Source organism: Methanoregula boonei 6A8, assembly GCF_000017625.1.
GTDB lineage: Archaea > Halobacteriota > Methanomicrobia > Methanomicrobiales > Methanospirillaceae > Methanoregula > Methanoregula boonei.
This window is the reverse complement of sequence record NC_009712.1, coordinates 439,087-463,140: the sequence shown is the minus strand read 5'-3', so window position 1 is coordinate 463,140 and position 24,054 is coordinate 439,087. Positions and strand designations below refer to the sequence as shown.

Sequence of the window (24,054 nt, the reverse complement as noted above, 5' to 3'; positions counted from 1 at the left end):
GTGTCACCTGATGATGCAGTCGGAGATCGTCATAGTAGGGTGTGGAAATCCCCTGTTCGGCGATGACGGTTTTGGTCCTGCGGTAATTGAGGAAATGGAGAAGCTCATACTTCCCGACAATGTAACAATACAGGACGGTGGCGCAGGAGCCCCGCACTTTATTTTTAATTTCCTTGATCCCGAAGTGACAAAGAAACTCGTTGTTGTTGATATATCAGATTTCAATGCAAAGCCGGGTTCAATCTCGAAAATCTCCGGGGATACCCTTAAGCCGGGTGCATACATTGACCCCCATTCATGGGACGGCGTAGATCAGCTCTGTCGTATCAGTGCAAAAATTGATACAACGGTTGTCATGTGCCAGCCGGCAAAGGCTATCAAAAAAGGAGATGCAGATGTTGAAATCGGGCTTTCCGAAGATGTGAAAAACGCGATCCCGAAGGCAATTCAGGTTATACTCGAAACGATTGGGGTGGATTATGGGACTACTATCAATCTTCAAAAAGAAGGAAGCCAGCGCGGAGCCGCAGAAACCTGTGGCCACCAAGAGCGCTGAAGTACCAAAACCATCAGAAACCAAAAAGGAGGTTAAGCCTGTGGCAGATAAGATTACAGTAGGTTACACACACCTGAGTGGGTGTACCGGTTGCACTGTGGCACTCGCAGACAACTATGCCGGATTATTAACACTCCTCGACAGATATGTCGACCTGAAATATATGCCGACCCTTGCAGATGTCAGGCACATCCAGAAGGTTGATGTCTCGTTCGTTGAGGGATCAGTCTGTATTAACGACAAACTCGCAGTAGAAGAGATCAAGGAGACCCGTGAGAAGTCCGCAGTGGTTGTCGCCCTCGGCGGCTGCGCCTGCTATGGCAACATCACGCGGTTTTGCCGCGGCGGCCAGCAGAACCAGCCGGCTCACGAGGCATTCCTGCCGATCGGCGACCTGATCAAGGTCGATGTGTTCATCCCCGGATGCGCACCCACGCCCCAGATGATCCGGAACGTCGCGGTCATGGCATACCTGCTCCTCAAGGGAACCAAAGAACAAAAAGACCTCGCAACTGCCTACCTGACCCCGCTCATGAAGCTCGCCGGAGGCTGCGAAGCATGCGCCTGCGACATCATGACCAGCGTGATCAACCAGGGCCTCTGCATGGGATGCGGCAGCTGTGCGGCAGCCTGCCCGGTCAACGCCATTACCATGGAGTACGGCAAGCCCCAGCTCGAGCGCGACCTGTGCATTAAGTGCGGTGCCTGCTCTGCGCAGTGCCCGAGAGGGTTCTTCAACACTGATGTTATCAGTGAGTACGAGGCGATCAACGAGGCCATTATGGCGGCACTCCAGTGAAGGTGATTGAAATGGGAGCAGAACTCGGTAAATACAAATCATGCGTCTCAGCCCGGAGCACCGACAAGGAGGTTCTCAAATACGCCCAGGATGGCGGCATTGTAACGTCCCTGTTCGGCTATGCACTCGACACGGGAATTATCGACGGCGCTATTGTTGCGGCAAACAAGGAATTCTACGCAAAATACCCGTCCAAGTGTATTCAGGACAGCTCAAACCTCGATATGATCGAGCCCTGGAGACCAATCCCGGCAATCGTCAACACCAAGGCTGAGCTGCTTGCAGCGGCCGGAACCAAGTACAACATCAGCCCGAACATTGCGCTCTTAAAGGAAGCAACCCGCAGCTTCGGTCTGGACAAGATCGGTATTGTCGGCACCCCCTGCCAGATGCAGGCAGTCCGCAAAGCCCAGCTGTACCCGGTCGGCATGCGTGACGTTGGCGCAAGCATTGCCCTTGCAGTAGGTATCTTCTGCATGGAGAACTTCCCGTACCAAAGCATCCTCCAGCTCGTGGAAGACCACGCGGCAATGAAGCTCGAGTCGGTCAAGAAGATGGAGATCGGAAAGGGCAAGTTCTGGGTCTACGGCAAGCGCGGACAGGTCGTTCAGCTGCCACTCAAGGTGACCCACAAGTACGAGCAGCCCGGTTGCCACGTTTGCCTCGACTACGTTGCAAACCTCGGCGACATCTCCACCGGTTCAGTCGGCAGCCCCGACGGCTGGTCCACGATCTTTGTCAGGTCAAAGATCGGTGAGGCAGTCTGGGCAAAGGCAATCGCAGACGGCGTCTTCGAGACCCAGCCGATCGAGAAGGTCAAGCCCGGCCTTGAACTTGTGACCAAGCTCGCAAACGAGAAGATCACAAAGAACAAGAACACGCTCGAGGCACGCAAGACCTTTGGTGTGGGCAAGGCTCTCCGGAACCCCTACATCTAACTTTTTTTATCCGTTCAACGGTAAACCGTGCTGAATAGCCGGCATACATAAAAGGAAAGAATCAAAAGACACTCCAGTTCTTGATCTCCCGGATCGAAGCGCCCGGCTTTAAGTGCAGGAAAAATCCCGCAACAGCGCCATTCAGCGCGGCTTCTTTTGAAGGATAGGTCCCCGAGTCACGATAATAATCGTTTGCGCCTTTCTCCCGCACGGCAAGGCTGGCAATTCCATAATACACACTGCCCGAGCGCAGGATCTTGATCCTGAGAGGAACTTCAACATCCTTTATATCTAGAGCATAGACTCCAACAAGCTCGCGCACATGCAGAACATCCGAGAATTCCCGGGTTAATTCGTCATCCGGTAACTGCATCACATTCGCATATGGACAGCCAAAAGAGAAAAAAGATCTGCTTTTGCACTTCAACTGCCCCGTTGCCAAAGGACTTTCCGGAAGATAGATATCCGGCCCGTACGCAAAATAAACCGCCGGTAGATTTATAATAACTATTGGTGTAACCAGCGTCTGTCCCTGGTAGAACGGGGAATGCACCGTCACAAAATCTGAAAACAGCAATTGCACCGGACACGACTGGACCAGAGTATTTATGGCAAACCGGCAGGTAATTTCTTAGAAGATCATGGCCAGGAAATGCAGGAACTGCGGAGCACCCGCCCCGGAAACCAATTCGAAGTTCTGCGATCTGTGCGGGGCACCGCTCATCGAAGAACCGGTAACACCGCAGGGGCTGCCGGTCTGTCCATCGTGTGGTGCCATTGTCTCGGATAAAAAAGCGCAGTTCTGCGATATCTGTGGAGCTCCTCTGGCAAAACAGGTCTGCCCTTCGTGCGGAACTCCAGCCCCGTCCTCCCGGTCAAAGTTCTGTACCCGGTGCGGTGCAACCTTTGGGCCGCCAGTTCCGGTCAAAAGCCGGGCAGGTACGATTTCTTCCGGTGCGGCAGAGCCAGAACCAGAGCCGGTGGTGGTCAGGTCACGGAAAGGACACAAGCCCGAACCTGGTCCTGTCCCTGCGGATGTTTCTGAGGAGTGGGACCCGTGGACCGACGGGGATCCGCTCTATGATGTCTCGGCTCCTCTGCCGATTCAGCCGCAACCGAGGCCGCTCACCGATCTTGAACGTATTGCCGCGGGAGTCCCCCGCCCCAAACCGGCCAAAGGGGAGAGTGAGGACCAGCACTCTTCTGGCCAACAGAAAAAGTATTCCCATCTCCCCCTGGTAGCAGATGAATTGCGCGAGGAGGCCGAACGCCGCCGCTCTGCGTACGACACCGGGGAGAGCAAGGGACCCAGCGGTCGCAAAGGAAAACAGGGGAAAAAAGGCGGGCTGTTTAAATTTTAACCGTAAGAAAAGATTTCATTCCACCAGGTCATCGAACAATTTTAAAAAAAAATTCAGAATCCACCCGGGCTTATTCAAAGTACCGGACGATATTTTTGAAGATTGCCATGTTGAGTGATTCTCCCGGGATCCGCTCACCCGATCTTCGCATCTGCTCCTTTAAGAGTGGCCAATCGTAAAGATTGGTAAACTCCATGGCCCGTTCAGGGTGCGGCATCATACCCAGCACCTTGCCGTCTTTTGAGGTAAGGCCGGCGATATCCTCCACGGATCCGTTCGGGTTGTAGGGATACTCGCCACCGGCAGGGCTCAGGTCATCCCGGCAGTACGTGAATGCGATCTGGCGATTTCTTTTGATTTCCTGCAGGGTCTCAGCAGAACAGGAAAGATTTCCCTCCCCATGGGAAACGGGGCACAAGATCTTCACAATCCCGTGCGTCCAGATAGTATCTGATGCAGGCCGGATCGTGACAAACCGGCACTCGAGCCGCCCGCTCCGGTTGGGCATCAGGGCGATTTCCCGTACGTACGACCGGTCAAAGGCAGGCACGAGGCCGAGGTTTGCGAGGATCTGGAACCCGTTGCAGATCCCAAGGACGAGGTTATCGCCATCAAGGAATTCCAGGAGATCATCCCAGAGGTTGTTTCTCACCCGGTTTGCATACGCATTGCCGGCACCGGTATCATCCCCATAGGAAAATCCGCCGGGAAAAACCAGGAGCCGGTAATCGGAGATGCTCACTCTTTTGGCAATCAGATCGTTGATATGCACAATCTCAGCATCCATGCCCGCCCGAAAGAGTGCCTCGCGTGTCTCCATCTCCGAGTTGATCCCGTACCCGCTCATGATCAGGGCTTTTTCCCCGATAAGACGCTGTGAAGGTGGTGCATGTGCAGATGGCATATCAAAACCCCCCAAATGATGACTTGTACGCCTTTTCCAGTGTAGCGATCTCCTGTTCGAAGAGGAACGTCCGGCCGGTGACCCGGAGCCGGCTTCCCCCGGTTGTTCCCAGCAACAGTGCATCGGCACCGAGCGCCTGCTCGAACGCACGCTTGTGATCCGGTGCCACCGTGACCACGAAACGGCCAAGCGTTTCAGAGAAGAGGAAGATATCCGGGCGCAGGGCACCGGGAAGGGTAATGTCCATACCGAGCCGGCCGGCGATAGCCACCTTTGCAAGGGCCACGCCAATCCCCCCGTGGCCAACGGGATATGCCGAGGACACGAGTTCATGGGCAATAGCATCAGAAAGTCTGAGGTACCGTACCCGTGCCGCCGCTGCATCGAGACAGGGCACCGTGCTCCCGCCGGCGCCAAGGAAGGCGAAGTACTCCGACCCGGCAAGCTCCTCCTCAGTAGTACCAATCACGTACACAAGATCCCCGGATATTTTGGCATCAAGCGAGACCGCTTTGGTCACATCGCTGTGGATACCTATGGAGGAGATGAGCAGGGTGGGAGGGACAGAGATCTTCACCCGGTTGTTCTCCGCATCGTATCCCGAGAAATCATTGAACATGCTGTCCTTGCCGGAGATGAATGGTGTCCCGAAGGCTTTGGCATAATCATAGCATCCGCGGGCCGCCTCCTTAAGCTGCCACAGGCGCTCCGGCTCATCGGATGAGCACCAGCAGAAATTGTCGAGGAGCGCAATCGACTCAGGGGAGATCCCGGTTGCGACCAGTCCCCGTATCGCAAGATCGATGGCAGCACCGGCCATACGGTACGGGTCGAGCTCTGCATAGGACGGAAAGAGTGCCTGCGAGAGCCCGACTGCCCTCTTCGAACCGGGCACGACTTTGGTGAGCGTGGCCACCGATTGTACCCGGCCTTTTCCCTGAACGGGGCCAAGCACATGGCCACCCTGCACTGTATGGTCGTACTGGATCGTTACAAATTCGGTAGAGCAGATATTCCGGCGCCCGATCATGGCCGCCAGCGTATCACCGAGCTGATCCGGGCAGGGGGGGAGGGGCCCGACAGCAGGCTCTGCCACCGGCGCCTGCCGGGTGACAAGATGCTTTTTGGGCAGGCCATCATGGAGGAACGCAAGCTCAATGTCCATCACGGTCTTCCCGCCATACTCCACCACGCACCGGCCCGTACCGGTAAATTTCCCTATAAGAGTGGCCTCGACTCCCCTCCGGGCACAAAGATCGATCAATTCCGCACTTTTTTCCGGGGAGACCGCAAGCGTCATACGCTCCTGCGACTCGGAGATCCAGATCTCCCAGGGGGCCATGCCGGGGTACTTTAAGGGAACCCTGTCCAGCTCCACATGGCAGCCATTGCATTCCTTTGCCATCTCGGCCACCGAGCAGGAGAGGCCACCTGCACCATTATCCGTAATGCTCCGGTACAATCCGAGATCCCGGGCTTCCTTGACAAGCACATCAGAGAACTTTTTCTGCGTGATCGGGTCGCCGATCTGCACTGCGGTTACCGGGCTGTTCGGGTCAAGGGCCTCTGACGAGAACGTAGCGCCGTGGATACCATCCTTTCCCACCCGTCCGCCCATCATCACGATGAGATCGCCGGGTTCTGCCTTTTTCTCGAAGAGGTTTTGGCCATTGTGTTCCCGGGGCATCACGCCGACCGTGCCGGCAAAGACGAGAGGCTTACCCGCATACCGGTTATCGAACCAGCAGAAGCCCTGCGGTGTGGGAATACCCGAGCAATTGCCTCCCACCCCGACTCCCCGCACAACGCCATCGAGAATCTGCCGGGGAGATATAATGGGATTTTTCCGGTCCCTGCCCCTGTAGAGGGCCGGCTCCGAAGCTGGGTCACCAACGCAGAACCCGTACACATTAATGCAGGGCTTGGCACCCAGGCCAAATCCGATCGTGTCCCGGTTCACGCCAACAATCCCGGTAAGCGCCCCGCCAAACGGGTCCAGTGCGGATGGAGAGTTATGGGTTTCAACCTTGTGGGTCACAAGATACTCATCATCAAAGACAATTGCACCTGAGTTATCGGTAAAAACCGTAACGCAGATATCGCGGTCTCCCTTCTCTGCCCGGATCTCGTTTGTCGCCGCCTGGATGAAGGACTTATACAGGCCTTTTGGGACATCATCGTCCATGGCCGATGCAAAGATCGTGTGCTTGCAGTGCTCGCTCCAGGTCTGGGCAAGGGATTCAATCTCCACATCTGTAGGCTTGCGCCCGGCCCGGTCGAAATAGTTACGGATCGCGTGAAGCTGGGCAAGATCAAGCGCAAGCGGACCCCGACGCTGGCCGGTCTGCGGATCAGAAATCCCCTCTTTCCCGAGCCTCAGCAGATCCTCGTCCGGGAGGGAGAGATCTACGATGCCCGCAGCGGGGATCTCGTGGAGCCGTACCTCCGGGATGATCCGATCCATACCTGTCTCGCCGTACTCCTGCCGGGTCTTGGTACTTACGCGGTTGATGAGCGGATTTGCAAGTGTGGCCGGGAGTTGGGCAAGGGCCTCAGGTGAAAGCCTGCCCCTGACCAGATAGAGCGAAGAGAAAGAAACCATCTCCCCCTCACCAAAAGTGATGCCCAGGTAGTCCTCGACCATCTGCCGGGCGGTTGTGCCCACGTTATCGGTCACGCCGGGAAGGAAACCGATCTCGATTGCGTAATCGAAAAGGGCATGCGTAGCTTCGTCCACCACGAAGTCCTGCACTACAGGGTTTGTGAGCCGGGCGCCAATCTCATCGAGTTCCGCCGGCAGGAGATCACGCTTGACCGTAGCGATCGTGTACACGTCCACGAGTTGCAGTACATCGATGCCAAAACCGAGCGCCCGGATCCTTTCTGTCCGGGTCTTCTCGCGGGGATCCTTTGAGTAGTGAACTTCTATGCGGTGGACAAAAGAAGCCATGCTTACTGGTGTACCGTAAAAGAAGAAAATACGTACCGTCCCCGGCCGGTATGTCTGCCGGCCCAATGGGGTGACATGATTATTGTTCTGACCGGGTGACGGTCACCTTATCGATCATCGCACTTATCACCAGATCAAAGGGCACTGTCCCGGTCCAGCCGGCCCGGGCAAACATGTCCTGGAAACAGACCCCGACCACTTTTACCCCGGTATGACGGGCGGCAAGGTCGCGGACCTGCTCTTTTGTCACCGGCATCAGGGGCATTGCAAGACCTCCCATGATAACAAGGACTTTTGGCCCGGTCACCGCAACCGGTTCTCCCCCGGCCTGCATCCCGACGTCGGGAACATCATGGATCGCGTGCGCTTTTGCCTCATCGAGCAGGGGTACGAACACCTGCCGAAGGTGAAAACCCCGGATCGCAACCGCGAGCAATTCGACAAACGGTGTGCAGGTTCCCACGCACCCGTAGTAAACAATCTGGTCACCCTCGTTGAGGCCAAGACTTTTTACATATTCCTTGAACGGACGCAGGATACCGGGAATTCCACGGAGGGCTTCACTTTCTGTCATAGTGTATCAGGGATCGGATGCAAAAGCAATGGAGCGTTCTCTTCCGCACCCTTCTGTATCTTCACTGGAACCGGTCGTCGGATTTCGCGTGCTGTGCATTATGCGCGACCGCACCAAGCCACCCGCTGCGTTCATCGGGATAGGAATCGAACGCCGGCACGTACGGCTTGATATCCAGAAGCGGTGTGCCGTCGAGGATATCGACATCCTCAATGGTAAGAGTACAATCGTCAATTCCCACGAGCCGCACAATGGAAAAGCCAATCGCATTCGGGCGCTTTGGCGATCGCGTAGCAAAGATTCCATGGGGTGTAGGGTCAAGGAATGGCGAGACTTTCAGGCTGTAACCGGTACAGCGGTGCAGGGAATAGAGCAGGATGATCCGGGAGAAACGCTCAAGATCGGCAAGCCCGCCCTTGAGATCGCTCCTGATCTCGATAGTGCCCCGAATGCCCCGGGCACCGGTGGGCTGGATGGGCATACCGACAATATCCTTAAATGGGGAATGTATCGTCCCAATAGGGGTATAGGTATAGTCTACGGGCTCCGGTTTCTCGCTCATGGAGAAATATCAGTGCGGTCTGGTAAAAAAGGCGATCCTCTCCCGGGAACTTCTTTAGGTACAACGATCAACGCTCCTTATACAGGAATGACCGCATGGCACGAGATACCTTTTACCGGGCAGATGGCCTCGAAATCATTAACGGGGATATTTTTTCCACCCGTGCCATCCCGACGCAGGGGATCGACCTTGTGGTCACCTCACCGCCCTACAATGTCGATATCCGGTACCACTCGCACGATGACGGGCTTACGTACGATGAGTACCTTGCATTCTCGAAGCGCTGGATGAAGCGCTGTTTTGGCTGGCTCAAGCCTGACGGACGGTTCTGCCTTAATATCCCGCTTGACAAGAACAAAGGGGGCCAGCAGAGCGTGGGAGCCGACCTCACTGCGATCGCAAAAGAGTGCGGGTTTGCCTACCATTCAACGATTATCTGGAACGAAGGGAATATTTCACGCCGGACCGCGTGGGGATCGTGGGCCAGTGCATCGGCGCCGTATGTGATTGCACCGGTGGAACTGATTGTTGTGCTGTACAAGGATTCGTGGAAAAAGACAAGCGGTTCGCGACAGTCCGACATTACCCGGGAAGAGTTCATGGAATGGACCAACGGCCTGTGGACGTTTAACGGCGAGCGCAAAACCCGGATCGGTCATCCCGCTCCCTTCCCGGTAGAACTGCCCCTGCGCTGTATGAAACTCTTCTCCTTTGTCGGCGACACCGTACTCGATCCCTTCATGGGAAGCGGCAGCACGCTCGTGGCCGCGTCCCGGTGCGACCGCAAGGCAATCGGGGTAGAGATCGATGCGCACTATTGCGAGCTCGCGGCGAAACGTATCGCCGCGGAGGATGAAACGAAATAAAATACTCAAGTGTGTCGTGCCGGTATATGCTGATGTAATGGAGTGATTTTTTTAAAATGTTTGGCGGATAAGCAACGCATTTTCCGGAATCTTTAGTGCGGGGCCCGCACATTTTTCAAAATCTTCGGCTGATAAGTCATTCTTTTTTGTAAATCCTCAGCAACAGCACCGGATTTTTTTGTGTACAATCGCTGGGGGCGTACGGGCTCCGGTGGAGAATGTGATGAGTATTAGTGGGTTGGCTGTTTTTGCTGCGAAACCATATCGATCTTTTCTGAGAATCTTCAGATTCCAACCTGCTCTTTTTTGAAAATCATCAACAGCGTGACCGAACATTTTTGAAAATCCTCAGCAGCTGAGCCGCATATTTTCCGGAATCTCTAGCTCCCGACCCGAGCTTTTTAAAAAAAACCGGAACATTTGTTACGATTAGAAAAATGGATAAGATCGCGTGTTTGAAATTACAGGAAAAGCACCCCCTAGAATCCGGACAGGTGCCACTTTCCGTCCTCGTCGCAAATAAAACCCTGTATAACTGCTCATTTTAAAAAATAAGCCCATTTTGAGCCCCATATAATGCCCATAATCGGCCACAGAAGCCCCAAAAACGGCCTCTGTTTGTGGGATCGACCGAACGTTTGAGATGAGATCAGGGCAGGAAAGGGCCTTTATGAGGTTCGTTAAAATCGTCCGATTGCAAAAATACGGCAGGATTAGGCTTATTTTGGAACGCGGGGAAACGGAGCCCGATAAGGGCTCCGATGGGATCCAAAAAGGGTCATCCGGGCTCAATTCGGGCCCGGATTAGGGCAGGTCTCTAATGGTAGATCGGGTCCGGGGGAGATATATGATACCTCAGGGAATAATAAGGCCGCACACCCTTTTCAGTAAAGATCCTGATCTTTTTCATTTCGATTTCTCATTGAGAGAGAACACCGAAAAAAACTTACAACATCATGAGATATATCACTATTATCATGGCCACAAATTCTGAATATGCAATTATTTTTTTCTTCCTTGCACTCTTTGTGGTTCTCGAATTTTCCCTTGTCATAATCCCTGCGATGCTCAACCGGTCAAAGATTAAAAGAAGGTACCGGCAGTCCGAATTCGATATCCCGCAGGTTCTCGAGCGGGGGGCATCCTTTGAAGATCGTGCAAGAATACGATCCTGGTACTTCGACCGGAATGACTCGCACTGGCATACCGGGACTATCCCCCATGCTCCACCTGCTCCGGTTCATTCCGGAGATCGGAATCTGGATTCCTTTGCCCTTCGTCCGGCACCCCGCCAGCTCAGTGCGGAGCCGGGAACGGTAGGGATAACCGCCAAGAGCCCCGACAGGGCAATTTCAAATGCACAAGCAGGAGTGCAACAGGCTGGTTTGGACGACCTGATGTGGATAGATGAGATCTCCGAGCTCAATCCACTTCTGTCCCCGGTAAAAAATGGTTCAGACGTTTCCGAAAAAAAACAATAATGATTCCCTTCGTGCTGGTTCCGAAGAGAGGAAAAGGTGCGCCGAAACTATAATTTCCTGTATACTATTGAGGTAAGCAAGGAAGCCTTCGTATATCTTCCCATAGAATCGAAGGATTTAATGACCGGAATATATAATAAACATTGATGGGGACCAAAGCCGATCCAACTCCATTCGATCAGAGGCTCTTTCTTATCTTCATTGTCACGTTTGCCTCGATGACGGCATTCGAGTTTATCGGCCAGTACCTCTATCCGTACGAGCCGGACTGGCGCTCGAACCTGATTATCAGCCTCTTTGCAAGTGGACTTGCGGTGATGCTTGCATACTTCCTCCTCAGCCCGTACTATGAGAATGTCAGTATCCTTGCAGAAGAAATAAAGAACCGGCACAGGGTGGAACGGGACCTGCGGGAGCGTGAGGAGCGCCTCCGACGGACTTTTGACCAGTCACCAGTAGGAGCCGCACTCTGTTCTCCCGATCTCCGGTTCATACGGGTAAATAATGCCCTCTGCACAATTTCGGGATATACCCCGGAAGAGCTCCTTACCCTGTCGATCCCTGCCATAACGGTTCAAAAAGAAAGTGCAGATCTTGCCGGTTGCGCTGAGGCCCTTATGTGTGGCAGGGCTGATCTCGATGAGCGCGACCTGCATCTGGTAAAAAAGAATGGCGACAGGATATGGGTGCGTCTTTCGGTCAGTCTTGTCCGGGATGTGGAAGGTGCTCCACTCTATTTCATCCCGATGTTTGTGGACATTCATGACCGCAAACTTGCGGAGGACGCTCTCCAGAAGACCAACAGGAAACTCTCGATACTCTCCTCCGTCACCCGCCATGACATAAAAAACCAGCTTACCGGCCTTGGCGTTTATCTGCAAATGGTAAGAAACGAGGTCCCGGACAACCCCATCCTGCAGGGATACATCAGCAAACTGGTGGCCTGCAGTGAAGCCATCGACCGCCAGATCGAGTTCACGCGCTATTACGAGGAACTGGGGACAGCAAATGCAGGATGGTTCGATGTATACCAGGGGATACTTGACCAGGCTATCCAGCTCCCCCTCGAGGGAGTCATGCTTGACCCGGGGAAAAAAGGTATCTATATTTTCACCGACCCGCTGATAGGCAAGGTCTATTACAACCTCATCGAGAACTCCATCAGGCATGGCGTGAATGTGAAAACGATCATCTTTGATGCACATGAGACAAATAACGGCCTTGTGATCCGGTACACTGATGATGGCATCGGGATCCCGGACGCGGAGAAAGAAAAGATTTTCCTCAAGGGATATGGGAAAAACACCGGCCTTGGCCTTTTTCTGATCCGCGAGATCCTCGCAACTACCGGAATAAGCATTGCCGAGACAGGCATGACCGGGAAGGGTGCACAATTCGAGATTCTTGTCCCCCGGGGGGAATACCGGTTATCCCCGAAGTAATATCCTGCGGCAGAATCCGGCAGGAAAATAAAAATGAACCGGTGCACCCTTACAGGGTAGCGGCCGGGGTTATCGTGGTTGTGGGTGAAGCGGTGGCAGTTGCTTTGGCCCGGTGCCCGGACCGGTAACTCTTGATGATACTTTCGAACTGCTTGTTGAGGGTTGCAAGATCCTGGTTTGCAGCCTTGATCGCGCTTTCATCGCGGTCAGTCAGTGCGGCATTTAATGCGGTTCCTTCCTGCTGAATCTGGTTTTCTACGGCCTGGGCACCAGAAACATCGATCCCCTTTGCGGTCAGGTTCGCAAGGACCCCGTTTCGTTTCTGGTCGTTTGTGGAAAACTCGTCCATGCGGGCGGTTTGCCGGTCCGTCCACCAGGTATTTTCCAGTCCCTGGAGGGTAGTTGCCTGCGCCATTACCGATGCATTGATGCTCTGCTCAAAGGCCTTTCCCGTTCCATTGTACTCCTTAAGATCGGATTTTGCCGTTGACATAAAGTCCGTGCGGTCAGTCTTGAGCTGTGACTCCGCCTGCTGGATCTGGGTGCCGGAGGTCATCGACTGGACCGAAGTCACCGTACCTTCAAACTGCGATTCGATGGAAGTGAGCGGGGTGGTGCCGGCACCGTTACTGATGGTACCGATGTAGCTGATCGCCCCATCCATCTGGGCCTGGCCCTTTGCGCCGGCGTACGCGACAAAGGCCTGCATTGCTGCAACGTGTTCAGTATTGGTGTTCCAAGCGTTTTCCCCGGTAGTGGGGTCTGCAGCTACCGGCATGATTGCCGCAACAAGGCAGATCATGCAGAGGCTGCCGATCAGGAAAATTCGTGTGTGGTTCATCTCTTTCTCACCTTGGTATTGTCTGGTGATGCCCCCGGCAATTTTTCCGCAGGGACGCATCTGCCCCTGATGTTGCCGGGTGGCGGGTATATATTTCCACGATTGCCCGGGTAGTGGCATTGAACCGGCAGGTTAGAGAAGATACGATCCGGGATATGCCACCGTTGAGGCAGGGTACAACGTGCATTTTACCGTTCCGGGTTCATTGGGGGCATCTTTTGCCGACAGGAAAGACTGTATACCCCCAAAGGAAACATAAAGGATCATGCAATACACAATCGTCCTCGAACCCGGCGACAGCGGCGGCATTGCTGCACGTTGCGTTGAGCTCCCGGGGACCGTCTGCCACGGTGCAGACAAAAAAGAAGCGCTCGCCCGGCTCAAAAAGGCGATCAGGAAGGTGCAGCAGACCTGGAAGACAGATCTGCACCACGCAATCCGGTCGCTTTCTTCCGAGATTATACGGATCGAAGTCACTGAGACTGCCTGAACGGGCGCGCAGGTACCGGGATGTTTCCCGGCAAAAATTTACAGCACTTTTTCAAGTATTTCTGCAGCGTCTCGAACGTACTGTGTACACTTTGTGCGGAAAATGTGGTTCTTCCGCGCAATGGCAAGCTGCTTTGGATCAGAGAGATTGAACCCGAGAAGATCCGTGCACCGGATAGCGTGATCCCGCCGCATGAATTCGGCGATGAACTCCTGGGCGACCGCGTAGGTTTTTTCTTTTCCTGCAGGGTTGCCCGCGTCCGTCATCCCGTACTTCATGCCGATCACCATGAGGGCACCGGTGACCGCGCCGCAGGAATTGTCCGTATGCGCCATACCTCCGCCAAAACTGCCAGAGAGCCGTAGCGCTGTTGTGCGATCAATGCCAAAGTCCTCCGCAAATGCAGCAGAGACCGATTGTGAACAGGAGTAACCTGCTGTAAAAAGGGCAGCCGCATCGTCCGCCCGTGTCAGGGTCATGGGTAGGAATTGTCTCCGAAAGGAAATAAGGCGTGTGAGGAGGGGATATTTGGGGAGGGACACGTTATTTGTACGGGAAGCGGCCAAAACATGTACAAAATGCCGCCCGATGATCCGGCCCGGTGAGACTATGACATTTGCCTTTGCCCGACGCATTCAGCATGCCCCGTCATCGTTTTTGGGGGAGCTGTTCCGGGTCTCTTCAGATCCGTCCATTATCTCGTTTGCCGGGGGGCTGCCCTCATCGGCGCTGATAGATACAGACGGGCTTCGCACCGCTGCACAGGATGTGCTTACCACCGACCCGCGCGCCGCCCTCCAGTACTCGACCACGGACGGTTACCGTCCGTTGCGGGAGTATATCGCAGCACGGTACGGGTCACGGCTGGGCGTCCCGGCCACCGCTGATGAGATCCAGATAACCAACGGCTCCCAGCAGTGCCTCGATCTTTTTGCAAAGATCTTCCTTGATCCGGGGGACTACGTGGGCATGGAGCGGCCGGGGTATCTCGGGGCTATCGAGGCGTTCTCGCTCTATGAACCGGCCTTTACTGCAGTTCCACTGGATCGCGAGGGTCCGAAACCGGAAGCATTTGCAAAGATGATGCACGATACACCGGTCAAATTCTTCTACGGCATCCCTAACTCCCAGAACCCCTCCGGCTGCACGTACTCACCGGAGCGGCGCAAGGAAATCGCGGAGATGATCGCAGGAACCAGTACCGTTTTTTACGAGGATGACGCGTTTGGCGAGCTCTTTTTTGACAAAAAATCTCGGATCCCGGTCAAAAAATTTATCCCGGAAAATACCGTTATTGCCGGATCGTTTTCCAAGATCATCGCTCCGGGGATGCGGATCGGATGGCTGTACGCCCCGCAGGAGATCCTGTCAGCCTTCAACACCGCCAAGCAGGCTGCCGACCTGCATTCGAATTTCCTCTGCCAGCAGATCCTGTACCGCTACCTCTCCACAAACGATCTTGACTCCCATATCCACAGGATCGTTGAAGTCTATTGCCGACAGTGCCGGTTGATGTGCGAGCTCTTCGATGACCTGATGCCGGCCCTTGCCCACACGACCCCGGAAGGGGGAATGTTCCTGACTGCCACGCTGCCACACGATCTGGACGCGATGGACGTCTTCTATGAGGGAATCCGACACAAGGTCGCGGTGCTGCCCGGGATGCCGTTCTTTGTAGACGGGGGAGGTACCGACACTATCCGGCTCAACTTCTCAAACGCTGACGAGGAAAAGATCGCGGAAGGAATGCACCGGCTCGTCGCGGTGATCCGTGAGCTGTCCTGACACCAGCCGGGTTCCCGGCAGTTCCATTCGATCAGGCAGGGACCCCTGACCTGCCCTAGTGAGACCGGAACGAATGTATCCGGTCTACATAAAATCCTATTTTTATTTATAGCATGATTTGCCAGATGTAATACTACAGGAAGGGAAACTGGTGAAAACAAAAGAGATTATCCTTATACTGGTGCTCACGCTCTGCCTGGTTGCTGTTGTCCCTGTTACTTTCGGGGACAACACTTCCGTGACCTATCCGCTGACACCGGTGATCACGGATGTTACCACAGAACCCACGTTTATGCCCACGGTAACCTCACCGGTCACGGAACCAACAACCATACCGACCACCGTTGAAACGACCAGTATGCCGGGACAAGACCAGGGCTGGATTGATGTATACTGTAATGTCGACGGGTCCCAAGTCTATTTTAACAATATTCTAGAGGGAACAACGGCCGGGGGCATCCTGTCTGTACAAGTGTCTGTATCGGGAACCCCGGTCCAAACGATCACTGTTACCCAGTCCGGGTATACCACCTGGACCGGCCGGCCATCCTCCATGCCGTCACCGGGCGGGCACGTCACGGTCTATGCAACCATAAACCCCCTCACCACCATCCCCACTACAATTCCCACTACTGTTCCCCCGGTTTCGACCGGCGCGATCTATGCCCAGTCAAATCCCGCAGGTGCAGCAATCTACATGAACGGGAACTTCTATGGGTACTCCCCCCTAACCATCCCCAACCTCGGACCGGGCACGTATTCGATGAAGGCCACGTTATCCGGTTATACCCCGGATACAACGCTGGTCAACGTGTATGCCGGGCAGACCGCTCCCTATTACCCGACACTCCAGCAGTCGCCCCAGCCCCGTCCGACCGGTTCGGTTAGTGTGACCTCAACACCTAATCATGCAGCGGTCTACATCGATGGGTCGTATTACGGGGTGACTCCGCTTACGGTCACCCTCTATCCAGGTACCCACCAATTCGTGCTCAAGTATTCAGGATATAACGACTATACTACAAATGTTGTTGTCTACGCCGGCCAAACCCAGGCCCTTCCGGTCTCGATGTCAACGGCCACCCAGGGAACCGTTGTGATCACGTCGATCCCGGGTGCGACGGTATACATTGACAGCAACGCAGTGGGCACAATTAGTTCCTCCGGGAGTCTCACGCTTGCCGGTATCAACATGGGCAACCACATCTTCAAGGTGACCGCAACGGGATACAATACGTGGCTCAATACCGTCTATATCCAGGCAAACACGGTCAACACGATCTCCGCACCCCTGACTCCACAGGGAGTCTCCCCGACGCCGGTCCAGCCAACAGGGAGTCTGGCAATCTCATCGTCCCCGTCAGGTGCGGAAACCTACGTGGATAATCTCTACCGGGGTACCACCCCGCTCACCGTAACCGATCTCGCATCGGGTGATCACCTGGTCCGGCTCTCGGAATCAGGCTACGTTGATTATACCACTACAACTACAGTAACAGCAGGTCAACTCATGCCGCTTGCGCTCACGCTGACCGCTGCCCCCACCCCAACTCCGACTCCAGTCCCGGCACCCGGGAGCGCACAGGTACTCTGCATTCTCGCTACCCTGGCAGGAATCTGCGGGTACATGAGGAGGAGATGCTGATATGGCACAAAACTGCTCACGAACAACAAAATGTATCGCTGCTGCCATTGTTGCGGTGGTGATAATCTCGGCGCTTACGGCGTTTGCCTACTACAAATCAAATGAAACGCTCAAAAATACCGCACAGTGGGGCCTTGAATCCACTGCCGGCGTCATGGCTACGCAGATCAACGCAAGCGAGATCCAGGATCTCAAACCGGGAGACGAGAACACGCCCCAATACCAGGCTGTTGCTGCAAAACTGAGGAATATGCGAAGTATGGACGACCACCTCCTCAATGCATATATCCTCAAGGTGAACACAACGGATATGTCAACCTCGTTCCTGGTAGACGATCTCTACCCGCTGGACCCGTCAGGATCCGCAAAGATCGGCGAGGTCTACAATCCGCCGGATAAGCGGGAGATCCTTGAGGCACTCTCGGGCCCGACCGCGTCTCCGGCCCCGTATACCGATCAGTGGGGTTCGTTTGTGTCGGCGTATGCCCCCATCGATGACTCTGCCCTGAATTCCAACGGCAACACGTATGCGGTCCTCGGCCTCGATGTATCGGCAGATGAGTACACCTCGGTAACAGACCAGGACACCTGGATTATTCTGTCCGGTGTAATCTCCATTATCGTTGTTCTTGGGTTAATCTTCATTCTTGGCCGCAAAGCAGCCGCAGATGAGACTTAGACCGGAACGCCCCTTTTTCCAAACTCTTTTTACGCCCGGAAAAGAACGGGTACCTCATGACGGCGCAATACCTGTTTATTGTCCTTGGCATTCTTACCTGTGCCCTGCTTTTTTCCTGCGGGTGCACTCAGCCTGCTACAACCCCGGTACAGACCGCAACCACTGCAGCACCGGAAAGTACCGTCTCAATATCTGCCCCAGATGCATGGGATCATGTCCTTCTTGAAACGAGCATGGGAAATATCACAATCGCACTTGATCCCGAAATGCCGATAACCGCTGGTAATTTCGAAAGACTGGCAAAAAGCGGGTTCTATGATGGTGTCATTTTCCATCGCGTCATCCCCGGCTTCATGATCCAGGGTGGCGACCCCACCGGCACTGGTGAAGGAGGACCCGGCTACACCATCCCTGACGAGTTTACCAGCCACAACCATAATCTCCGGGGCACGGTTGCGATGGCTAACACAGGAGAGCCCAATTCGGGAGGCTCACAATTCTTCATCAACCTCGTCAACAATACGTACCTTGATCCCAACTACCCGGTCTTTGGGACCGTAACCTCGGGAATGGACGTGGTGGATGCTATCGCGCAGGTTCCCACCGGGGAAAAGAACCGGCCGATCACGAACGTAACGATCCTCCATGCAGAGATGGTTTGAAAGGACAATCACACAGGAAAGAATACCTCAGAGAAACAATAATTCTTAGAGTAACCATGACATCCGTACAGGCACCCGAAAAAAGGGTACGGCTCGAAACGAACATGGGCACAATCATCATTGCGCTCGACCCGGATATGCCGATCACCGCAGGCAATTTCGAAACGCTTGCAAAGAAAGGATACTATGATGGCGTCATCTTCCACCGTGTGATTGCCGGCTTCATGATCCAGGGTGGTGACCCCACCGGCACCGGGAGAGGAGGACCCGGCTACGTGATCAATGACGAGTTTACCGCAAAGAACCGGAATGACCGGGGCACCCTCTCGATGGCAAACGCCGGCCCCAACACCGGCGGCTCACAGTTCTTCATCAACCTGGTCGGCAACAATTTCCTTGACGGAAAACACCCGGTCTTCGGGAAAGTCGTAGAGGGCATGGACATCGTAGACAAAATCGGGTCCACAAAGACCGACGCCGGTGACCGGCCCATCAGTCCGGTAAAAATCCTCCACGCCGTTGTAGAGTGACAGATCCCACTCTTTTTTTTGGCATTCCTCTTTTTTTTTTCATATGGTTTTACAAGGGCCCGGCTCTACGGTACTCTCCCGGGGGCACGAGCATCTCAAAACGTGCCCCCCGACCCGGTTCCCCGGTCTCCCGGATCGTAATGCCCGTGATCGCAAGGATCTCGCGGATGAAAAACAGGCCAAAGCCGGTGTTTTTCCCGTACCCGCGCTCGAATATGAGTTCCTTCTGGTTATGTGGGATGCCTGTACCGTCATCCTCGCAGACAACCATGAGCCCGGATCCGGTTTCGTAGGAGGAAAACCGGATCTGCCCAAGCCCAGGCCCACCATGCCTCAGCGCATTGTCCACGAGGTTGAAGAACACTTTCTGGAGAAGGGGATCGGCAAGGATCTCAAAGGACACCAGTCCCGTGGTCTCGATCTCTTTTCCGGTCAGATCCAAGCCTTGGATTCCTTTTTCCACGCAGCCGCAAACCTCCTGCCATACCGGATTGCCGGCTCCGAGCTCGCCATACTCCCGGGTAAAATCAATCTGGCGCCGGATGTTTCTGGCAATAAATTCCTCTTTTTCTATCATCGATTTTATTTCCGGGTTCTGCTCCATCATCTTTGAGAGGTCGATGTACTGGAAGAGGGCCGTGAGCTGGTTTCCTATGTCATGGCGGGTAATTCCCGTAAGGAGGTTGAGCATCCGGTTTGCCTGCCGGATCGCCATTTCTGCCCGTTTGCGCTCAGTGATATCCCGGGCAATGGCAAGGATTACCTTTTTTTTCTGGAGGGTAACCACACGGGTATTGATCTCGACAGGGATTACCGTACCGTCCTTTGCCACGAATTCAGTTTCAAATCGTGCCTGTCCCCGCGTACGCTGCTCCTCATAGATCTTTTCCCGAGGGGGATTGTGCTCTGCCGTTGTGATATCCTGCGGGGACCGTGCAAGTATCTCATCCCGGGTATACCCGAGCATCCGGCAGGCAATATCGTTAACGTCAGTGAACCTGCCGGGAGTACCGTCTGGCAAAATCTCATGGAGCTGGATGGCATCGGTAGTGTTATTGAAGATATCACGGAACTTCTCCTCGCTCTCCCGGAGTGCCTCTTCAGCCTGCCGCTGGCTGGTCACATCCTGGATGATGGAATGGAGGTACTGGTGGCCTTCCTGCGTGACAGGAGCACTGTATACCTCGACATCCCGGATCTCCCCGCTTTTTTTCAGGTGCCTGAAGCGGAAGACCGCCCCCTGCTCTACCTGAGCATGTGCCATATCTTTTTTTGTTTTGGCCGTATCCTGAACATTGATCTTTGTGATTTCCAGCCCTGCAAATTCCTGCCGGCTATATCCGTAGTACCGGCAGGCAGCGGCATTTGCATCCACGATCCTGCCGGCCACCGGATCAACTATGAACATCACGGCGTTGTTTATCTCAAACATATCTCGGTACTTTTTCTCACTTTCCCTGATGGCGGATTCTGCCTTCCTGCGTTCGGTGATATCCCGGCAGAGCGCAAGTATCTGAATGCCATCAACGGAAGGGATCACCGACGCGTTGATCTCAACCGGTATTATTATGCCCGATGAACCGGTGTAATCGATCTCGATATTGCGGACAAAACCATCTTTCAGGCATTGCCGGACCGCCTCCGCATTTCTCTCTTTATGGTACCCGGCAGTCCAGTCTGTCACCGTTCTCCCGGCAATTTCACCGAGTTCCTGGTGGCCGGTGAGGCGAATATACTCCTGGTTTGCATCGAGTACCTTTCCTGCACTATCGAGGATCACAAATCCTGTCCCGGTGGTTTCAAGCGCCACACGGTACTTCTTCTCCTGTTCCCTCCGGGCCCGCTCAGCTTTTTTATACTCAGTGATATCCCGGAGAATGACCAGTCCTGCAGGCTGGTTCCGGTAGCGGAAGAGTGCAACGGACGATTCCACCGGCACCGGTGTTCCGTCCATCTTCAGGTATACTGTTTCTTTGAGCCCAACCGGCTTGTGCTCACCGGTCACGATCCGGGCCCGTTCATGGATACCGGCGCGGTACTGCGGAGCGATGCGGTCATACAGCGACATGCCGATAAGCTGGTCAGCGGACACCGCACCGAGCAACCGAACCATGGCAGGGTTAACGTAAACAAAGCGCTCGCCAATGGAGATGTAGATGGCATCGGGAGCAGAAGTTACCAGGTTCTGGAAGTTCTCTGCATCGTCGCGAAGCTGCTGTTCGCTCCGCGCCAGCTCCTCATACTGCCCCCGCAACTCTTCCTCCGCTGCCGCAAGCTGCTCATAGGCTGTCTCACGCTCCCGCTGGGCTTTCCTGATATCCGAGATATCCCGGAAAATTCCCTCAACCCCCGCATATCTCCCCGCAGCATCGAGATAGGCATGGGAACTGGTGGAGACGGTGACGGGTGTTTTGTCCTTTCGTTTCAGCGTAATTTCCTGGTTGGTGACCACTCCCTCTTTTTTTATCGCAGTAAGAAAGAGATCCCGCTGGGCCGGATCTGCATAGTAATCCGTGGCTGGTCTCCCTATCATCTCACCGGTATTTGCGTACCCGAGAAGCAGGGCTCCCGAAGGGCTGAGCATAATGAGGGTGCCATCTTTATCCGTGCGGTAATAGATATCCTGAATATTATCGAGGATCGCACGGTACTGCTCTTCTGAGGCTGCAAGTGCTTTCTGGTTCTCTACCAGGGTATCGTACTGCCCCCGCAGTTCCTCCTCGGCAGCTGCCAGCTGTTCATTTGTTGCCGCAAGATCGGTCTCGATCTTCTTGCGCTCGGTGATGTCCTGGATGATGCCAAAGACTACCTGCTTTTCGGGGTCGTATGTGGCAACAGAGTGGATATCCCGGAACGTCCCGTCAAGCGGGCGCCGGATCCGAAAATCGATTCTGTAAGGTTCGCCGCGTTTGACCAGTCCATCGAGCGCCTGGTTCAGTGCCTGCCGGTATTCCGGGAGGGGGATTTCCAGGACATAAGCAATCGGCAGCTCGGTGGTATCCACACCATAGATCGCTGCAGCGTTTTCTGAGGCCGACATTGTTCCGGTCCCGAGGTGGAGCTCCCAGTGACCGATCCGTGCCACCTCTTCAGCCCGCCGGAGCCGGGACGTGCTTTCAGTGAGCATGCGGTACTGCTCCGCAAGCCTCTGCTCGGCCTTTTTTCTATCGGTGATGTCCCGGATGGATTCGATTGCCCCGGTAACCTGCCCGTTCTGATCATAGAGTGGTCCGGCCTTGCCCCAGAGAATCCGCGGTTTCCCCCGCACACGAGGAAGTTCGGTCTCAGCGGCAAGCATGGTCCCGTCCCGCACGATATGGGCATACTTTTTCCCGATCTCATCGGGAGGAGAGAAGATCAGGTCGATGAGGATCGGTCTGCGTTCCCCATACAGGGGCAGGGAGTACTCATAGTTCCCTTTTCCCACCATATCTGATGAGGGAATGCCGGTCAGTTCCTCGATGGCGCGGTTCCATGCAATCACGGTCCCGGTCGGATCGATAGCAAATGTGGCATCGGGCAGAAAATTGATGATATCGGCAAGCCTCTTCTCGGAGGCGATCCGCAGGATCTCTGCTGAGCGCCGGCCTACTGCCTGCCGGATCTTGTGGGCGAGCTCAGCAAACTGGGCCCGGGGGTCACCCCCTTTCTGGACATAAAAATCCGTGCCGCTGTCTATGGCTTTGATGACCACTTCCTCGCGGCCACGGCCGGTAAAAAGGATGAACGGGAGATGGCCATATCCCGATCGGATCATCTTAAGGAACTCAATCCCGTCCATCCCTGGCATCTGGAAGTCCGAGACCACGGCATCGTACGGTTTTTTTTCCAGGGCAGCAAGTCCTTCCTGTGCCGAGACCGCAGTGTCAAGGGAAAATTCACCGGTCGCCTCGAGGAAAAGCCGGCCTATGTCGAGGAGATTTGGCTCGTCGTCAACGTAAAGGACGCGGATCATGGCAACTCTGTATCCCTGTTGAGGGTATTAATCGACGGAAAATATAAAACGGTCGGTGTCTGCACGCGCCTTTTACCCAAAGGAACACCTATCTCCCGGGCGCGTGAGACTGTACGAGTACAGGAGCCATCATGAAAAAACATGCATCCGACCCGGATCTTGAAGCACATGCAACCGGGATCATCACCCGGCATCTTGCCCACAGGCCCAAAGCAAAAAAGATGTGGGCCCTTCTTTCAAAAGACCCGGAAGTGCAGACGCTCTGGCGGATGGCAAACTATGTTGCCGCTACAAAACTGGGGATGAACGACCATGGCCGGATCCATGCCACGGTCGCCACTGCGTCAGCACTTACTATGCTCGATTTGCTGGAAGGATCCTCTTTTACTCCGGATATCATCACCGGCGGGTTTGGCACCGGGGATGATGCGGCGCTCGTGGTAATGACCGCCATGCTCTGCCACGACCTGGGTAACACCGTCCACCGCGAAGATCATGCCGACATGAGCGTCGTGATCGTACTGCCGATCCTCGATCGGATCCTTCCGGAGATCTACGGCGACCCCGATCAGCGCATCGCAATCCGCTCGTTTGTCCTCTCGGCGATATACTCGCACCATGGGATCCCAAAGCCGCTTACCATCGAGGCCGCTCTTGTCTGCATTGCAGATTCCACCGATATGACCAAGGGCAGGGGCCGGGTAGCGTTCGAATCGGGCAGCATCACGATTCACTCGGTTTCGGCCCTGTCGATCGAGAAGGTGGAGATCAAAAAAGGGGAGGAAAAGCCCATCGCGCTCGTTATCCACATGTCAAGCCCGGCAGGGATCTTCCAGGTTCAGGAAATCCTCGCACCCAAAGTACGGGCCGGGCCGCTTGGGGACGCCGTGGAAGTGGTGGCTGTGACAACCGATGAAGCACATGCGGCGGGCAATGCGATCGTTTCCGGTATCCGTATGCAGGGAGGAAAGTTCGTGCCCCTGAAGGACGGAGCCGGCCGGTCCCGGAAGAGTGCGGCACACAACCGCTGAGGC

The 24,054-nt window shown here is 54.8% G+C and carries 22 protein-coding genes; 14 read left to right on the top strand and 8 right to left on the bottom strand.

Features of this window, described 5'->3' with window-relative positions:
- Positions 1-10 precede the first annotated feature (10 nt).
- From frhD to frhB, 3 genes are read left to right on the top strand one after another with little or no spacing between them, the layout of a single operon-like run.
- Positions 11-556: a coenzyme F420-reducing hydrogenase, FrhD protein gene (frhD, locus tag MBOO_RS02465; protein WP_012106015.1), complete on the top strand. Its 546-nt coding sequence runs from the start codon at positions 11-13 to the stop codon at positions 554-556.
- Between the two features lie 40 nt (positions 557-596).
- On the top strand, positions 597-1,355 hold the full coding sequence (frhG, locus tag MBOO_RS02460; RefSeq protein ID WP_012106014.1) for a coenzyme F420 hydrogenase subunit gamma: 759 nt from the start codon (positions 597-599) through the stop codon (positions 1,353-1,355).
- Between the two features lie 11 nt (positions 1,356-1,366).
- Positions 1,367-2,293, top strand: coding sequence for a coenzyme F420 hydrogenase subunit beta (frhB, locus tag MBOO_RS02455; protein ID WP_012106013.1), 927 nt, complete (start codon positions 1,367-1,369; stop codon positions 2,291-2,293).
- A gap of 61 nt (positions 2,294-2,354) precedes the next feature.
- On the opposite strand, the gene MBOO_RS13760 is transcribed toward frhB, so the two are convergent.
- The gene (locus tag MBOO_RS13760; RefSeq protein WP_012106012.1) at positions 2,355-2,666 is read right to left on the bottom strand and encodes a hypothetical protein; all 312 of its coding nucleotides are present in this window, start codon (positions 2,664-2,666) and stop codon (positions 2,355-2,357) included.
- 268 nt (positions 2,667-2,934) lie between these two features.
- Here MBOO_RS13760 and MBOO_RS02445 point away from each other — a divergent pair, with 268 nt between their 5' ends.
- Positions 2,935-3,654, top strand: coding sequence for a zinc ribbon domain-containing protein (locus tag MBOO_RS02445; protein ID WP_012106011.1), 720 nt, complete (start codon positions 2,935-2,937; stop codon positions 3,652-3,654).
- Between the two features lie 70 nt (positions 3,655-3,724).
- Here the strand turns inward: MBOO_RS02445 and MBOO_RS02440 are convergent, their stop codons facing one another.
- The 4 genes from MBOO_RS02440 to tsaA form a co-directional block, all read right to left on the bottom strand.
- Positions 3,725-4,558 carry a phosphoribosylformylglycinamidine synthase subunit PurQ gene (locus tag MBOO_RS02440; protein WP_012106010.1) on the bottom strand — a complete coding sequence of 278 codons (834 nt, stop codon included), beginning with the start codon at positions 4,556-4,558 and terminating at the stop codon, positions 3,725-3,727.
- 1 nt (position 4,559) lies between these two features.
- Positions 4,560-7,508, bottom strand: a complete 2,949-nt coding sequence (locus MBOO_RS02435; protein ID WP_012106009.1) for a phosphoribosylformylglycinamidine synthase subunit PurL — start codon at positions 7,506-7,508, stop codon at positions 4,560-4,562.
- 79 nt (positions 7,509-7,587) lie between these two features.
- Positions 7,588-8,082, bottom strand: coding sequence for a DUF2124 domain-containing protein (locus MBOO_RS02430; protein WP_012106008.1), 495 nt, complete (start codon positions 8,080-8,082; stop codon positions 7,588-7,590).
- Positions 8,083-8,143: 61 nt separating this feature from the next.
- A complete protein-coding gene (gene tsaA, locus MBOO_RS02425; protein ID WP_012106007.1) occupies positions 8,144-8,644 on the bottom strand; it encodes a tRNA (N6-threonylcarbamoyladenosine(37)-N6)-methyltransferase TrmO in 501 nt (166 codons plus the stop codon).
- Between the two features lie 95 nt (positions 8,645-8,739).
- On the opposite strand from tsaA, the gene MBOO_RS02420 reads away from it, so the two are divergent.
- The 3 genes from MBOO_RS02420 to MBOO_RS12960 all read left to right on the top strand — a co-directional run bounded on the left by MBOO_RS02420 (position 8,740) and on the right by MBOO_RS12960 (position 12,433).
- The gene (locus MBOO_RS02420; protein WP_012106006.1) at positions 8,740-9,510 is read left to right on the top strand and encodes a DNA-methyltransferase; all 771 of its coding nucleotides are present in this window, start codon (positions 8,740-8,742) and stop codon (positions 9,508-9,510) included.
- Between the two features lie 977 nt (positions 9,511-10,487).
- Positions 10,488-10,991 carry a hypothetical protein gene (locus tag MBOO_RS02415; protein WP_157677571.1) on the top strand — a complete coding sequence of 168 codons (504 nt, stop codon included), beginning with the start codon at positions 10,488-10,490 and terminating at the stop codon, positions 10,989-10,991.
- 146 nt (positions 10,992-11,137) lie between these two features.
- Positions 11,138-12,433 (top strand): PAS domain S-box protein, encoded by a 1,296-nt coding sequence (locus tag MBOO_RS12960; protein ID WP_012106004.1) that lies wholly within the window; start codon positions 11,138-11,140, stop codon positions 12,431-12,433.
- A gap of 49 nt (positions 12,434-12,482) precedes the next feature.
- Here the strand turns inward: MBOO_RS12960 and MBOO_RS02405 are convergent, their stop codons facing one another.
- Complete coding sequence (locus tag MBOO_RS02405; RefSeq protein ID WP_012106003.1) at positions 12,483-13,274, bottom strand: hypothetical protein; 792 nt, start codon at positions 13,272-13,274, stop codon at positions 12,483-12,485.
- Positions 13,275-13,539: 265 nt separating this feature from the next.
- Here MBOO_RS02405 and MBOO_RS02400 point away from each other — a divergent pair, with 265 nt between their 5' ends.
- Positions 13,540-13,764: a type II toxin-antitoxin system HicB family antitoxin gene (locus tag MBOO_RS02400; RefSeq protein WP_048068229.1), complete on the top strand. Its 225-nt coding sequence runs from the start codon at positions 13,540-13,542 to the stop codon at positions 13,762-13,764.
- 38 nt (positions 13,765-13,802) lie between these two features.
- On the opposite strand, the gene MBOO_RS02395 is transcribed toward MBOO_RS02400, so the two are convergent.
- Positions 13,803-14,243 carry a C-GCAxxG-C-C family protein gene (locus tag MBOO_RS02395; protein ID WP_012106002.1) on the bottom strand — a complete coding sequence of 147 codons (441 nt, stop codon included), beginning with the start codon at positions 14,241-14,243 and terminating at the stop codon, positions 13,803-13,805.
- Positions 14,244-14,373: 130 nt separating this feature from the next.
- Here MBOO_RS02395 and MBOO_RS02390 point away from each other — a divergent pair, with 130 nt between their 5' ends.
- The 5 genes from MBOO_RS02390 to MBOO_RS02370 all read left to right on the top strand — a co-directional run bounded on the left by MBOO_RS02390 (position 14,374) and on the right by MBOO_RS02370 (position 19,065).
- Positions 14,374-15,549, top strand: a complete 1,176-nt coding sequence (locus MBOO_RS02390) for an aminotransferase-like domain-containing protein (RefSeq protein WP_012106001.1) — start codon at positions 14,374-14,376, stop codon at positions 15,547-15,549.
- Positions 15,550-15,700: 151 nt separating this feature from the next.
- Positions 15,701-17,194: a PEGA domain-containing protein gene (locus MBOO_RS02385; protein ID WP_012106000.1), complete on the top strand. Its 1,494-nt coding sequence runs from the start codon at positions 15,701-15,703 to the stop codon at positions 17,192-17,194.
- A 1-nt stretch (position 17,195) separates the two neighbouring features.
- The gene (locus tag MBOO_RS02380; protein WP_012105999.1) at positions 17,196-17,873 is read left to right on the top strand and encodes a hypothetical protein; all 678 of its coding nucleotides are present in this window, start codon (positions 17,196-17,198) and stop codon (positions 17,871-17,873) included.
- 56 nt (positions 17,874-17,929) lie between these two features.
- The gene (locus MBOO_RS02375; protein WP_012105998.1) at positions 17,930-18,535 is read left to right on the top strand and encodes a peptidylprolyl isomerase; all 606 of its coding nucleotides are present in this window, start codon (positions 17,930-17,932) and stop codon (positions 18,533-18,535) included.
- Positions 18,536-18,591: 56 nt separating this feature from the next.
- Positions 18,592-19,065 (top strand): peptidylprolyl isomerase, encoded by a 474-nt coding sequence (locus MBOO_RS02370; RefSeq protein ID WP_012105997.1) that lies wholly within the window; start codon positions 18,592-18,594, stop codon positions 19,063-19,065.
- Between the two features lie 49 nt (positions 19,066-19,114).
- Here the strand turns inward: MBOO_RS02370 and MBOO_RS12955 are convergent, their stop codons facing one another.
- Positions 19,115-23,020 carry a hybrid sensor histidine kinase/response regulator gene (locus MBOO_RS12955; protein WP_012105996.1) on the bottom strand — a complete coding sequence of 1,302 codons (3,906 nt, stop codon included), beginning with the start codon at positions 23,018-23,020 and terminating at the stop codon, positions 19,115-19,117.
- 131 nt (positions 23,021-23,151) lie between these two features.
- Between MBOO_RS12955 and MBOO_RS02360 the strand changes: the two genes are divergently transcribed.
- Positions 23,152-24,051, top strand: coding sequence for an HD domain-containing protein (locus tag MBOO_RS02360; RefSeq protein WP_011991464.1), 900 nt, complete (start codon positions 23,152-23,154; stop codon positions 24,049-24,051).
- The last annotated feature ends 3 nt before the right edge of the window (positions 24,052-24,054 follow it).

Coding starts and splice junctions, on each gene's coding strand:
- MBOO_RS13760 (WP_012106012.1), bottom strand. CDS start 2,666: ATGCAGTTACCGGATGACGAATTAACCCGGGAATTCTCGGATGTTCTG.
- frhD (WP_012106015.1), top strand. CDS start 11: ATGATGCAGTCGGAGATCGTCATAGTAGGGTGTGGAAATCCCCTGTTC.
- MBOO_RS02370 (WP_012105997.1), top strand. CDS start 18,592: ATGACATCCGTACAGGCACCCGAAAAAAGGGTACGGCTCGAAACGAAC.
- MBOO_RS12955 (WP_012105996.1), bottom strand. CDS start 23,020: ATGATCCGCGTCCTTTACGTTGACGACGAGCCAAATCTCCTCGACATA.
- MBOO_RS02400 (WP_048068229.1), top strand. CDS start 13,540: ATGCAATACACAATCGTCCTCGAACCCGGCGACAGCGGCGGCATTGCT.
- MBOO_RS02395 (WP_012106002.1), bottom strand. CDS start 14,243: ATGACCCTGACACGGGCGGACGATGCGGCTGCCCTTTTTACAGCAGGT.
- MBOO_RS02390 (WP_012106001.1), top strand. CDS start 14,374: ATGACATTTGCCTTTGCCCGACGCATTCAGCATGCCCCGTCATCGTTT.
- MBOO_RS02420 (WP_012106006.1), top strand. CDS start 8,740: ATGGCACGAGATACCTTTTACCGGGCAGATGGCCTCGAAATCATTAAC.
- MBOO_RS02380 (WP_012105999.1), top strand. CDS start 17,196: ATGGCACAAAACTGCTCACGAACAACAAAATGTATCGCTGCTGCCATT.
- MBOO_RS02435 (WP_012106009.1), bottom strand. CDS start 7,508: ATGGCTTCTTTTGTCCACCGCATAGAAGTTCACTACTCAAAGGATCCC.
- MBOO_RS02440 (WP_012106010.1), bottom strand. CDS start 4,558: ATGCCATCTGCACATGCACCACCTTCACAGCGTCTTATCGGGGAAAAA.
- MBOO_RS02375 (WP_012105998.1), top strand. CDS start 17,930: ATGACGGCGCAATACCTGTTTATTGTCCTTGGCATTCTTACCTGTGCC.
- tsaA (WP_012106007.1), bottom strand. CDS start 8,644: ATGAGCGAGAAACCGGAGCCCGTAGACTATACCTATACCCCTATTGGG.
- MBOO_RS02430 (WP_012106008.1), bottom strand. CDS start 8,082: ATGACAGAAAGTGAAGCCCTCCGTGGAATTCCCGGTATCCTGCGTCCG.
- MBOO_RS12960 (WP_012106004.1), top strand. CDS start 11,138: ATGGGGACCAAAGCCGATCCAACTCCATTCGATCAGAGGCTCTTTCTT.
- MBOO_RS02360 (WP_011991464.1), top strand. CDS start 23,152: ATGAAAAAACATGCATCCGACCCGGATCTTGAAGCACATGCAACCGGG.
- MBOO_RS02405 (WP_012106003.1), bottom strand. CDS start 13,274: ATGAACCACACACGAATTTTCCTGATCGGCAGCCTCTGCATGATCTGC.
- MBOO_RS02445 (WP_012106011.1), top strand. CDS start 2,935: ATGGCCAGGAAATGCAGGAACTGCGGAGCACCCGCCCCGGAAACCAAT.
- MBOO_RS02415 (WP_157677571.1), top strand. CDS start 10,488: ATGGCCACAAATTCTGAATATGCAATTATTTTTTTCTTCCTTGCACTC.
- frhB (WP_012106013.1), top strand. CDS start 1,367: ATGGGAGCAGAACTCGGTAAATACAAATCATGCGTCTCAGCCCGGAGC.